Annotated in this window: 11 protein-coding genes; 5 read left to right on the top strand and 6 right to left on the bottom strand. The window is 71.5% G+C overall.

Translation table 11 applies throughout. The annotated features are described in order from the left end of the window. The first annotated feature begins 50 nt into the window (after nucleotides 1-50). Together D7W79_RS10600 and D7W79_RS10595 are read left to right on the top strand one after the other, a co-directional pair. Nucleotides 51-2,108, top strand: a complete 2,058-nt coding sequence (locus tag D7W79_RS10600; RefSeq protein WP_120525239.1) for a hybrid sensor histidine kinase/response regulator — start codon at nucleotides 51-53, stop codon at nucleotides 2,106-2,108. Between the two features lie 103 nt (nucleotides 2,109-2,211). Continuing rightward, nucleotides 2,212-3,468 carry a tetratricopeptide repeat protein gene (locus D7W79_RS10595; RefSeq protein ID WP_120525235.1) on the top strand — a complete coding sequence of 419 codons (1,257 nt, stop codon included), beginning with the start codon at nucleotides 2,212-2,214 and terminating at the stop codon, nucleotides 3,466-3,468. Here the strand turns inward: D7W79_RS10595 and D7W79_RS10590 are convergent, their stop codons facing one another. Together D7W79_RS10590 and D7W79_RS10585 are read right to left on the bottom strand one after the other, a co-directional pair. Beyond that, a complete protein-coding gene (locus D7W79_RS10590; protein WP_120525234.1) occupies nucleotides 3,469-3,978 on the bottom strand; it encodes an O-acetyl-ADP-ribose deacetylase in 510 nt (169 codons plus the stop codon). Further along, on the bottom strand, nucleotides 3,975-4,592 hold the full coding sequence (locus tag D7W79_RS10585) for a DUF4230 domain-containing protein (protein WP_120525233.1): 618 nt from the start codon (nucleotides 4,590-4,592) through the stop codon (nucleotides 3,975-3,977). Before D7W79_RS10585 ends, D7W79_RS10590 begins: the two co-directional genes overlap by 4 nt. Before the next feature lie 96 nt (nucleotides 4,593-4,688). Here D7W79_RS10585 and D7W79_RS10580 point away from each other — a divergent pair, with 96 nt between their 5' ends. Next, on the top strand, nucleotides 4,689-5,291 hold the full coding sequence (locus tag D7W79_RS10580) for a 2OG-Fe(II) oxygenase (RefSeq protein WP_120525232.1): 603 nt from the start codon (nucleotides 4,689-4,691) through the stop codon (nucleotides 5,289-5,291). A 4-nt stretch (nucleotides 5,292-5,295) separates the two neighbouring features. Here D7W79_RS10580 and D7W79_RS10575 read toward each other — a convergent pair whose 3' ends face one another. After that, complete coding sequence (locus D7W79_RS10575) at nucleotides 5,296-5,820, bottom strand: hypothetical protein (protein WP_147441877.1); 525 nt, start codon at nucleotides 5,818-5,820, stop codon at nucleotides 5,296-5,298. Between the two features lie 311 nt (nucleotides 5,821-6,131). Here D7W79_RS10575 and D7W79_RS10570 point away from each other — a divergent pair, with 311 nt between their 5' ends. After that, a complete protein-coding gene (locus D7W79_RS10570; protein WP_244221700.1) occupies nucleotides 6,132-6,779 on the top strand; it encodes a hypothetical protein in 648 nt (215 codons plus the stop codon). A gap of 75 nt (nucleotides 6,780-6,854) precedes the next feature. On the opposite strand, the gene D7W79_RS10565 is transcribed toward D7W79_RS10570, so the two are convergent. Continuing rightward, nucleotides 6,855-8,384, bottom strand: coding sequence for a hypothetical protein (locus D7W79_RS10565; RefSeq protein ID WP_120525229.1), 1,530 nt, complete (start codon nucleotides 8,382-8,384; stop codon nucleotides 6,855-6,857). A gap of 171 nt (nucleotides 8,385-8,555) precedes the next feature. Between D7W79_RS10565 and D7W79_RS10560 the strand changes: the two genes are divergently transcribed. Beyond that, the gene (locus tag D7W79_RS10560) at nucleotides 8,556-9,302 is read left to right on the top strand and encodes a hypothetical protein (RefSeq protein WP_120525228.1); all 747 of its coding nucleotides are present in this window, start codon (nucleotides 8,556-8,558) and stop codon (nucleotides 9,300-9,302) included. 13 nt (nucleotides 9,303-9,315) lie between these two features. On the opposite strand, the gene D7W79_RS10555 is transcribed toward D7W79_RS10560, so the two are convergent. Both D7W79_RS10555 and D7W79_RS44490 read right to left on the bottom strand, forming a co-directional pair. Beyond that, nucleotides 9,316-9,675, bottom strand: a complete 360-nt coding sequence (locus tag D7W79_RS10555) for a DUF2019 domain-containing protein (protein ID WP_120525227.1) — start codon at nucleotides 9,673-9,675, stop codon at nucleotides 9,316-9,318. Beyond that, nucleotides 9,669-10,997: a hypothetical protein gene (locus D7W79_RS44490; RefSeq protein ID WP_208729689.1), complete on the bottom strand. Its 1,329-nt coding sequence runs from the start codon at nucleotides 10,995-10,997 to the stop codon at nucleotides 9,669-9,671. The genes D7W79_RS10555 and D7W79_RS44490 overlap by 7 nt, the downstream gene beginning before the upstream one ends. Nucleotides 10,998-11,161 lie beyond the last annotated feature (164 nt).

The raw sequence follows: 11,161 nt of genomic DNA, 5'->3' as shown, positions 1-11,161 counted from the left end.
GGGGACGGGTGGCTGGACGCCTGGGGCGTGCGCATCGTGCGCGCTTGAGCGTGCCTTCCTCCGATACCGCCATCGCCGCACTGTCGGGCCTGCTCTCTGACGAGGGCGAGCGCATCACGCGCCTGTGGTCCAAGCGCCTGCGCGCGGAGACGTACGAAGTGGAGGTGCCGGGCCGCGACCTGCGCGCGCCGCTGCGCCATCTGCTGGACGAGCTTGCCCGTCTGCTCGAGAGCCGGGGCGAGGACGCGGTGCGGCTGTGGCCGGAGGTGGTGCGCTCGCACGGGGCCTTCCGGTACGACCAGAACTTCGACCCGGAAGACCTGACGCGCGAGTTCAAGTCGCTCCAGGAGGTGCTGCTCTACGTCTACGCGCGCCGCAACGGAGGCGTCATCCACGCGGACGTCGCGGAGCTGGTGTCGGAGCTGGTGTGGGAGGCGGACGCGTCCGCGCAGGCCTCCTATGCGCGCGTGCTCAAGACGGAGGAGGTCCGCTTCCGCGAGGCGGCGGTGATGGAGTCGGTGCTCAACCACGTGGAGGTGGGCATCCTGCTGGCGGAGACGGACGGCATGGTGTCCTTCGCGTCGCCGCCGGTGAGCCGCCTGATGGGCGTGCCCATGCGCGCGGTGGTGGGCGCGCGCGCCGCGAGCTCGCTGGGGCCCGTGCTCACCCAGGTGAACGCGCGGCATCCCACGGGTGAGCCCTTCAAGGTCCACGACATGCCCTTCCTGCGCGCGCTGCGCGAGAAGGCGCCGGTGCGCGGCGTGATGATGCAGGTGGAGCGGCCCGGAGGTGGGGACGCCACGCTGGAGATGAGCGCCACGCCGGTGTGGGAGGAGGACCAGGTCCTGGCGGGCGTCATCCAGACCTTCAGCGACCGCACCGAGGCGGCCGTGAAGACCAAGGCCCTGGAGAACGCGCACGACGAGGTGCGCAGGCTCCAGGGGCAATTGCTGCGGCGCACCCGGCAGCAGGCGCTGGGACAGCTGGCGAGCGGCGCCGCGCACGCGCTCAACAACTTCCTCAACGTGCTGCGGCTGCGCATCACGCTCTTGCAGCGCGAGTACAAGCCGGAGCACGTGGAGGCGCTGGACAAGACGGTGCGCCAGATTGGCGAGCTGGTGGCGCGGCTGCAGGAGTTCAGCGTGCAGCGCACCGAGGAGCGCGTGGCCAACGTGCCGGTGGACCAGACGGTGCGCGAGGCCCTGGAGCTGGCCCGGGGCGAGCTGGAGCAGCGCGAGCATCCGGTGCACACGGAGCTGGACCTGGGCTTCCCGTGGGGCGTGAAGGCGGATGCGGGCTTCTTCCGCGAGCTCATCGTCAACCTGCTGCTGTCCGCGAGGGACCGGATGGAAGGCGGCGGCACGTTGGTGGTCCGCACGCGTCCGGCCGGGGAGGGCTGGTTGGAGCTGCGCCTGGAGGACGCCGGGCGGCCCTACGCGCAGGACGAACTGGCGGGCCTGTTCGACCCGCTGCGCCGGGACCCGGGGGCGCCGCAGTTCTCGCTGTTCCTGGCGGTGGCGCGCACGCAGGTGCAGCGCTGGGGCGGAGAGCTGACGGTGGAGAACCGGCGCGACGGTTCGGGCGCGAGCTTCATCGTGAGGCTGCCGCGCTTCAGCGACGTCTCGACCGGGGCGCCGCCGCCCTCCGCGCAGCTGATGCCGCCAACGCCGGGAGGTGTGCCGCGCCTGCCGACGCGCGCGCGCCGCGTGCTGGTGGTGGACGACGACCTGGACAACGCGCGGATGATGGCCGAGGTGCTGGGCGAGGAGGGCTACGACGTGCAGGTGGCGCACAGCCCGGAGGTGGCCCTGCGCATCTGGGAGAAGCATCCGTATGACGCCGCGCTGCTGGACGCGGTGATGCCGGAGATGACGGGCTGGGAGCTGGCGCGCGAGTTCCGGCAGCGCACGCCCCACGCGCTGCTGGCCATCGTCACGGGCATGGACGTGCGAGGACAGAACCGCGCGAGCCTCGCGCAGGTGGACGCCGTCTTCCGCAAGCCCATCGACGTGGGCGCCCTGGACGACTTCCTCTCCCAGACCCGGGGCGAGGAGGAGGCCGCCGAAGAGGTCTCCGAGGAAGACGGCCCGCACGACGCCACGCACTGATGGGGCCTTCCTCCTGGTGCGGCCCCAACCTGTCCGACAGTCGGACAGGTTCGCGGGCGAACGGCGCTGGGCGCTCCCGGCGTGGACCATTTAGAGTCCGCGCGTGATTTCCCCGTCGGAACTGGAGCGCCTGCGCCGCAAGGTGGAGGCGGGTGAAGTGCTCAGCGGCGCGGAGCTGGACTCGCTGCGCTCCGAAGCCGCGCGCACTCCCGGGCCCACGCTGCGCCTCACCCTGGCGCATGCCCTGGTCAACGCGGACGCGGAGCGGGAAGCCCTGCCGTTGATGCAGGCCCTGCGGCGCGACTTCCCCAGGGACCTCCAGGTGCGCCTGGGCCTCGCGCGAGCGCTGCTGGGGCTGGAGCGGCACCGTGAGGCGGAGGCCGAGCTGCGGGAGGCGCTGGTCCTGAGCCCCGGCGACCCGGAGGCGCTCAAGGTGCTGGCCGTGCTCGCGCTGCGGCAGGGGGAGGGCGCCCGCGCCCGCGCCTACGTGGCCGAGGCCGTGGAGCGCGACCCCTTCGACGCGGAGGCGAAGCTGCTGCGCGCGGAGCTGGAGGCCGCGGACCTGCCTCCGCCTCCCGTGCCCGAGGAGCAGGTGCTGCGCCCGGAGTTCACCGCCGCGCTCACCGCCGCGCTGGGCCGCGCGGGCGTGGCCTTCCGGCGCCAGGGCCGCGACCTGCTGGTGAAGTTGGCTTCGGGGGGCGTGGGCCGCGTGGACGTGGGCTCGTTGTATGCCGCGTACCGCGAGGCGCCGGGAACACAGGGGCTCACCGCGCACGTGGAGGCGCTGGCCTCACGGCTGGGCGGGCTGTCCTCGGGCGTGGGTCCCACGGGTGTGTCATTGGAGGCGCTGCGCCCCGTGCTGCGGCCCTCGGGCTTCGTGGCGGGGACCCAGGGCGCGCTGTTCCGTCCGGGGCCCGCGGGGCTGGAGGTCTTCTACGTGCTGGAGGACGCGGAGTTCATGCGCTACCTGCCCGCCTCCGCGCTGAAGGACTCCGGGCTCGCGCTCGACGCGGTGGACGCGGCGGCGTGGCACAACCTGGAGCTGCGCCCCGCCGACGTGCGGCCCGTCGTCATCGACCAGGGCGAGGTGCGGCTGGCGGAGGCCTTCTCCGGCATCTGGGCGGTGGCGGGCGGCGATGGGCACGACGGCGCACGGCTGCTCACGAAGTCGCAGCGCCGCAGGCTCGATGCGGCCACGGGCGGAGGCCCGCTGCGCGTGAGCCTGGGCCGGCGAGAGGTGGCGCTCCTGTGCCGCGAATCGGACGGTGATTCGGTGCGGAGGCTCGCCGCGCTGGGGCACGCGCCGGATGGAGTCCCCGGGCTGTTCGTGCTGGATGGCGACGCGCTGCGGAGCGTGTGACTACGCGCCCAGCGCCTGCTGATACACCTTCAAATCCTTCTCACTGAAGAGAACCACGGTGACCCGCTCCAGCTCCGGCCTTCGCTCCAGGGCCGCGCGGATCTCCCGCAGCGCGATGGGCGCGGCCCGTTCGATGGGGAAGCCGTAGACGCCCGTGGAGATGGAGGGAAACGCCACCGTGCGCAGCCCGTGCTTCTCCATCAGCGCGAACGCGTTCCGGTAGCACGAGGCCAGCAGTTCGTCCTCGCCGTTGCGCCCGCCCTGCCACACCGGGCCCACCGCGTGGATGACGTGGGCCGCGGGCAGCCGGTAGCCCTTCGTGATGCGCGCCTGCCCGGTGGGGCAACGGCCCAGCGTGAGGCACTCCGCGAGCAGCTCCCGCCCCGCCGCGCGGTGGATGGCGCCATCCACGCCACCCCCACCGCCCAGCGAGGAATTGGCCGCGTTCACGATGGCGTCCGCCGTGACGTGCGTGATGTCTCCCTGGATCAACTCCAGACGTTCCGTCATCCCGCGCTCCCCACCGGCAAGGTCTCCACGAACCGCACCTCGCGGAAGCCCAACGTGAGCAACAGGCCCCGCAGCGAACGCTCCGCGGACTGTCGCGCCTTCTCCTGGAGGCGCTTGTCCTGCCGCACCTCTTTTTCGAACGCCAGACGCGCCTTCTCCAACAGCTGCGCCGTCTGCGTGCTGTCCAGGTTGGAGTCGATGATCTCCGTCTCCCCGGGCCGCAGCGCCACCGTCACCTGCATGGGGGGCAGGAGCACGTCCACGCGCGTGCCCACGGCGTGCAGGTGGCTCGAGTCGAAGCGCTGGAAGTCGAACCCCAGGTGCGCGTCCGCGAACACGATGGCGCGGCCGTGCGGGTTCTGGAGCGTGTAGCTGGCCCAGAGCAGCACGTCCTTCCACAGCGCGTCCGTGGCCTGCGGCTCCGGCGTGAACGTGACCTTCTTGTAGAGGGACACGTCCAGCGTCTCCAGCCGGGCCACCTCCCGCATCTGCTCCACCACCGCCGCCGTGTCCGGCAGCCGGGAGGCCGCGGGGCGCAGCAGCACCCAGGCCGCCAGCGCGCCGAGCGCGACCGCGGCGAGGAGGGACAGGGCTCGCGAGACGTTCTTCGCCATGGGCGGGAAGTCTAACCGCTTCCGGAATGGGGGCGTCCTGGGGCAGCGTGTCGGACGCGGGCTTCCGGACAGGCGCTCGGGCAGGAGAGACACACGGTGGAGCTGACGGACGCGGAGGTGGAGGCCCTGGGCTCGCGCGGGTACTTCGTGCGGGATGGCTTCCTCGGCGAGGCCCAGGCCCGGGCGGTGCGGGCCGCGGCGCTCGCGCGCGTGGAGGCCGGGACGCTGAGGCCCGCGGGCATCCGGCGCGGCGCGGACCACTCGCTCGACACCTCCGTGCGCGGCGACCACATCGAATGGGTGCTGCCCGGCGCGGCCCCGGAACTCGAAGCCCTGTGGCACCGCTTCCAGGCGTTGGGGGAGGCCGTGTCCTCGGGCGCGTACCTGGGGCTGGGGCGCTTCGACGTGCAGCTCGCCTGCTACCCCGGCGGCGGCGCGCACTACGCCCGCCACCGCGACGCGTTCCCGGGGCAGTCCAACCGCCGGCTCACCGCCATCTGGTACGCGAACGCCGGTTGGAAGCCGGAGGACGGCGGCCTCCTGCGCCTCTTCCCGGAGGACGCCGGCGCCCCGGTGGAGGTGGCGCCGGTGCTGGACCGCCTGGTGGTGTTCCTGAGCGAGCGGCTGGAGCACGAGGTGCTGCCCGCCCACGCCTCCCGCCTGGCCCTCACCGCGTGGTTCTACGGCCGGGGCACCTGAGCCTCTAGCCCGCGTCGAACGCGCTGCCCGCATCGACGGACGGGACCGGGCCCGCGTCGTATCCCGCGTCCTGCGAGGGTCCGGTGCCCTCCAGCGTGCCGATGATGTAGATGTCGCCCGTTCCGGTGCCCGGGCAGTTCTGAGGGTTGCGCTTCAGCACGAGCTGCGCGTACGCCACGGAGCCCTGGTACACGTCCACGGCCGCGCTGCCGGCGTACACCTCCCACCCCGCGCCGTTGTAGGCCCGCACGTCCACGATGCGCCGGGGCCCGACGGGGATGTTGCTCAGGTAGCCCTCGATGTAGCCATTGCCCACGTACAGGGACTGGGGAGGCGTGGGCGGCAGGTCCTGCGCCGTCACCGTCGCCGCGGCCCCCACGACTCCGCACGCGTCACCCGCGAGCGAGATGCGCATCGTCACGGACTCGGTGCCCTCGGCGTTCTCGGGCTCGTCCGTCCCGGCACCACAGGCCGCGATCATCAGCGCGCAGCTCGTCCCCAGCACGACTCCCCATCGACTTCGCTTCATGTGGTCCCTCTCCCGGATGGCGCGTCGTCCGCGCGACCTTGAGACACGCACCCCGTGCGGGTTGGGACATGCACCGTGACGAAAATCCCGGAGGGCAACGGTGTGGAGCGGAGTTGGGCCAAAGCCTGCCTGCTCCACGGCCTGCCCGGGCCGGGGCGGATTCCAGGGGGAACGGCGGCGTCCGTGGCGCCTGTCATCCTGCGGGGCCGTGTCTACGTTCTTCCCCAGTCATCTTCGTACGGGGGATCGAGATCATGTTCCAGAACAGGACGAAGCGTCATTGGATGGTGGGTCTGGCGTTGGGGGCGTCCATGACGTTCCTCGCCGGCTGCGGCGGTGCGAAGGCCGCGCGCGTGGACGACAAGATGATGGCGCGCATCCCCGAGGATCAGCTGGGCGAGGTGCGTGAGGCGCAGCTGGCCCGCACCAAGGCCGCCGACAACGTGACGCGCGCCGAGGTGGCCGTGCGCGACGCCGAGCGCGCCGCGGAAGTGGCCCGCCGCAACGGCGACGCCGCCGAGAGCCGCCTGGAGGCGGAGAAGGCCGCGGTGAAGGCCGCCGAGGCCACCGGCCAGCAGAGCCCCATCGCCCAGGCGAAGTCCAAGCTCGACGGCGCCCAGGCCGGGCGCGCCGCCGCCGACGCCGAGGTGGCCTGGCACGAGCGCAAGACGGACACCGCCAGGGCGGAGAAGGACCTGCGCGACGCGGAGCTGAAGGTGGCGGACGCGGAGCTCAACCTGGCCCAGTACAAGGCGCTGGAGCGGAGCGGCGACGTGCGCGCCAAGGACATGTCCGAGGCGAACTACATGGCCGCCGTCGCGGACGCCAAGCGCGGGGTGGAGGAGGCCCGGCGCGACGTGGACCAGCAGAAGCGCGTGGAGCAGGACGCCCGCGCCGAGTGGCAGCGGCTGCGCTCGCAGGCCCCGCAGGGCTACGGCGGCAGCGGCGACGCGGACTGACGCTCCCGCGTGAAGCGCGAAGGGGTGGCCCCGGGCATCCACGCGGATGCCAGGGGCCAGTCCTGCCGCGCGCGGCTACTCCACCTTCAGGGTGGCGGTGCCCTTCAGGTCGCGCTGGAGCGTGAGCCAGAGCGCCTTGCCCTCCGGGTCCACGGACGCGAAGTAGTCCGTGCCCGCGGTGAGGGCCTGGCCGCCCAGCGTGACGGTCGCCGGAGCGGTCGTGGCCGTGTAGTCGTGCACCACCAGCATCGGGTGCGCGAGCGTGCGGCCCGCGGTGTCGAACGTCAGCGTCACGCGGTTGGAGGCGGCGTCCGCTTCCCACGTGGCGTAGACGGGGTTGTAGCCGGCCACGTCATAGGTGACGGTGTCCGTGCGGCCCACGCCGCCGGGGCCGCGCGTGCGCACGGTGCCTTCGGAGGCGGTGAGCTTCACGCCCTGCCAGGCCTCCACCTCCGACACCAGCGACAGCACCGGGCTGGCCGCGTGCGTGCCCAGCACCATGAAGACGGAGTAGCTCTGGTAGGGGTGGCCGGAGAGCATCACGCCGTCGTCGCCCAGGCGCGGGTACTGCGCCAGGCCCACCGCGCCGAAGTTGCTGCCCCACGCGAGCCGGTGGGAGTTGGTGACGGAGGGCAGCTCGTACTGGTTGAGCTGGTAGGCCCAGTTGTAGTCCACGGGCATGGGGCCGTTGGCGTGGCGCGTGCCCCACTCCGGATACAGCCAGTAGCCGCCGGCGGGTTTCTGCTCCCACGTCTGGGTCTGCACCGCGCCCATCTCCGCGTCCGGCGCGGCGGTCCACATGCGCGTGTAGGGGACGACGTTGGGCTCGCGGTAATCCCAGCCGGTGTTCATCGTCACGGGGGAGGACAGCGTGACGAAGCGGAAGCGGTCGCCCCAGCCCAGGCCGGCGATGTCCGTGTTGGCGTTGCCGTCGAAGCCCAGGTCGCCGTAGGGCGAGCGCACGTCGGCTTCAATCTGGTTCGCGGGGAAGCCGGACGCGTCGTGGGTGATGGCATACAGCGGGTGGTCCCGGCCGGTGGCGAAGAGGTACTGCACGGTCACCTGCACCACGTGGCCGTCCAGCGACAGCGGCCACTTCAGCTCATGCAGCGCGTGGTGCGCGCCCTTGAAGAGGACGCGGCCGGTGCCGCGCACGTCCTGCGTCCACGCGCCCCACGTCTGGCCGTCCTTCAGGTGGCTGGTCACCATGCCCCAGCCGGGCACCTGCGGGTTCTGGCCGTCGCAGATGCGCTCGGCGCCGGCGACCTCGTAGGTGTAGCGGCGGATGTAGCCGCCATTCCAGCCGGCGGGGTCCGCGGCGTCGTTGCGCACGAGCGACACGGAGCGCACGTGGCAGTCGCGGTCGCGCCAGACGTAGCGGTCCGTCTTGAAGCCGCTCAGGTCCTTCGCGCACTGCAGGCGCAGCGGAGCGCAGGTGCCGCTGGCCGGATCCGCGGTGGTGCTCTCCGCGCAGGGGTCCGTCGCCGGGTTCTCGCCGGGGGAGGGGTCGTCACCCGGGCGCACGTCCTTGCCGCCGCAGGCGGTGAGGCCCAGGGCCAGCAGGGCCACGGCGTGTCGCGCGAAGGGGAGGGGTCTGGGGAGCATGGTCGCTTTCGAGGGAGTGGGCCCGCAGGCTTTGCCACCCTCACGCACGGTGATGCAAGCCGCCACTCGGAGCGCCAGGGGATTTGTTCCCTGGAAGCAGGCGGACAGTCGAGCGGTGGGCGGCACGGAGGAGAGGCCCCGATGGAGGAGGACCGTGTCCACCCTGCTGACATGGCGAACGTACGGCAGCTCGTCACGGTGGGATTGGTGAGCCTCTTCGCGGTGCCCGCGGTCGCGGAGGAAGGGGTGGAGGGGCGCGTGCAGGAGTTCTTCCTGGGGGATGGGGCGCCCCCGCAGCAGCGCGGCGAGGTGCAGCTGGGCACGGGGCTGGAGTGGACGCGGCAGGAGGGCGAGACGCGTTTCGAGGTGCCGGTGCTCGGCGAGTACGGCCTCAGCGACCGGATCCAGTTGGAGGCGCAGGTGGCGCTGACGACCCCGGAGGATCCGCGCGGGCTGGACACGGCGGAGGTGGGTGTCGGGCTGGCGCTGGTCAATGACAGACGGCGCGGTTTCACGCTGAGCCTGGGGATGGATGTGGAGGCCACGCGCGACCTCGCGGATGACCGCTTCCGCCCGGGCTTCGAGCCGTACCTGCTGGCGTATCAGGACGTGGGCCCGGTGGGCTTCAACCTCCAGCTCAAGGCGGAGGAGCTGCCCGGGGTGCGCGGGCTGGGGAGCGAGCTGCATCCGGACCTCGCGGCCGGAGCGGTGCTGGCCCTGGGGCCGCTGCGGCCCATGGTGGAGGCCGGCTGGAGGGACGAGGACGGCACCTCCACCATGCTGCTGTCACCGGGCCTGATGGCGCGTCCCATGAAGTCCCTGGAGTTCGGAGTGGCGGTGCCCTGGAGGCTCCAGGCGGGGGGCGAGCGCGACGTGGGCGTGATGGGGATGCTGATCTGGCAGGGCGGTGGGGCGTAGCGGGTGGCTTCGCTCAAGCGGGGTCCAGGGACCAGGTTCCTTCTTCCCAGCGCTTCAGCGCCTCCCGGGCCTCGAAGGGGATCAGCCCTTTTCCCTTCGCAGCCTCCTCCAACACCGCTTTGGCTTCAGCGGTGCGATATCGCAGCAGCAATGCCGCCGCTGCCGTTCGCACATCCATCCGCGGATGGAGAAAGAGGGTTGCGAGCGCGTCCCGTCCCACATCTCCGTGGGTCCTCAGCCGCTTGAACGCTGCAATCGATTCCTTCGCGTGCTTGTTCGCCGCTTTCGCGTCTCCTCGCATGATTGCTTCTGTTTGAGCCTCCGCATGCTGCGCGAACTTCGCGACGAGTTTCTGAAGGTCTTCCGTCACCATAGTCCGTTCCGAATGTTCTCCATCGCGCGCAGCCCGAATGCGGATTGGGCTTCGAATGATTGGGTGCTCAGCCACTGCCGCACAGTCAGCGACGTCGAGCCTGTGACTCGATACTGGTGCGACGAATAGAACGCACTCACCGAGTTATGAAGCCCCTTGTCGAGCGGGATGACGTTCTCCGTGTTGTGGAGGGCCTGCGGTCCGAAGCGCGCCACGTTCCCGTCGGTCTGCTCCACGATGTGGTGCCACTCCTTGCCATTCCCCGCCGGCCCCATGGCCCGCTTGAACGACTTGAAGGACGAATAACCCCTGGGGCCACTCGGTGGGAAACCTCCTCCTTCCCCATCACCCGAGCCCGCCGTGTCATCGACTCGCTGGAGGATGATGGCCGCCCCGGTGCCGCTGCTCAACACCGCCGCTGTGCGCCCCACGGGTATGGAGACTTGCTCCAGCACGAGTGCTCCCTGCGCTGATAGCGATAGGACTGGCACCGTGGCGTCGATCCCCGACACCAGCCCCTTCAACGTCCGCGTCGTGGCCGAGGCCGAACCCCAGGTGACGAGGACGTCCGTCGAGAGCCGGGCCACCTCGCGGATCTGCTCACCCGCCGTCATGTACTGGAAGCGCTCCCAGTACTCGGGCGACGATGCGATGAGGGCCACGACGCCGGCTGAGAGGTGGCGCAATCCCGCGATGCTGTCCGTGGGGCGGGAGAGGAGCTGCCCCAGCGCGTGGTACAGCCCCGCGAAGGCGTCCTCGGCGCCGTCCAGCGAGCGGCCGATAACATCCGCGTCGTCGTACACCTCGGCCAGGGGGCGCGGGTCCGCTGCCTGGAGCCGCGCATCGACCTGGCGAAAGACGCCGCCCTTGCCGCTGTAGAAGCGCCCCAGCTCGAAGTTGCCCGCGCGGAAGGCCCCGTCCCTCCATTCCAGGGACGCGACCTTCTGCTGCGTGCGTCCGTTGAGCGCCCACGCGAGATATCCGTCCGGCCGCAGCACCGCCACCTGCTCGCGGGCGAAGCGCGCCACCCGTCGCGTCAGTTCCTCGCGGGAGACCTCGCCGCGCTCCAGCACCTCCCGCATCAGGAAGCCCGCGGCCATGCGGGGCGGGAAGGTGCCCAGCGTCACCGGCTTCTCCATCAACCGGCCCAGCACCTCCACCGCGTCGTCCGGAGTGAAGGGGTTGCGGCGCAGGGGGAGTTCGTCCACGTCCTCCAGGCCAGCGCGCACCAGCAACTTCTCGAAGGAGTCCACGTCCAGCAGGCCCATCTCCAGGGCCTGCCGCGACAACTTCCCGGGAGTCGTCAGGATCACCGTCCCCATCGGCATCCGGACGGGTTGACGCCGGTGGAGTCGTGGATGGCTCTCCTCCTCGTCGGGCTCATCGTCTTCGGTGCTGACGCTTTGGTGTCTTTCGCTGGAAGCGTCCGGCGCATGAGCGGTGCGCTGCCGGAGGACCCGCGAACCACCTCGGGTGGCAGAAGTCT

The sequence above is a fragment of the Corallococcus exercitus genome (assembly GCF_003611585.1).
GTDB lineage: Bacteria > Myxococcota > Myxococcia > Myxococcales > Myxococcaceae > Corallococcus > Corallococcus exercitus.
The sequence above is the reverse complement of the archived record's forward strand: the minus strand, read 5'-3'. Positions and strand labels throughout refer to the sequence as shown.

Coding starts and splice junctions, on each gene's coding strand:
- D7W79_RS10590 (WP_120525234.1), bottom strand. CDS start 3,978: ATGACGGAACGTCTGGAGTTGATCCAGGGAGACATCACGCACGTCACG.
- D7W79_RS10585 (WP_120525233.1), bottom strand. CDS start 4,592: ATGGCGAAGAACGTCTCGCGAGCCCTGTCCCTCCTCGCCGCGGTCGCG.
- D7W79_RS10575 (WP_147441877.1), bottom strand. CDS start 5,820: ATGAAGCGAAGTCGATGGGGAGTCGTGCTGGGGACGAGCTGCGCGCTG.
- D7W79_RS10570 (WP_244221700.1), top strand. CDS start 6,132: ATGACGTTCCTCGCCGGCTGCGGCGGTGCGAAGGCCGCGCGCGTGGAC.
- D7W79_RS10565 (WP_120525229.1), bottom strand. CDS start 8,384: ATGCTCCCCAGACCCCTCCCCTTCGCGCGACACGCCGTGGCCCTGCTG.
- D7W79_RS10560 (WP_120525228.1), top strand. CDS start 8,556: ATGGCGAACGTACGGCAGCTCGTCACGGTGGGATTGGTGAGCCTCTTC.
- D7W79_RS10555 (WP_120525227.1), bottom strand. CDS start 9,675: ATGGTGACGGAAGACCTTCAGAAACTCGTCGCGAAGTTCGCGCAGCAT.
- D7W79_RS44490 (WP_208729689.1), bottom strand. CDS start 10,997: ATGGGGACGGTGATCCTGACGACTCCCGGGAAGTTGTCGCGGCAGGCC.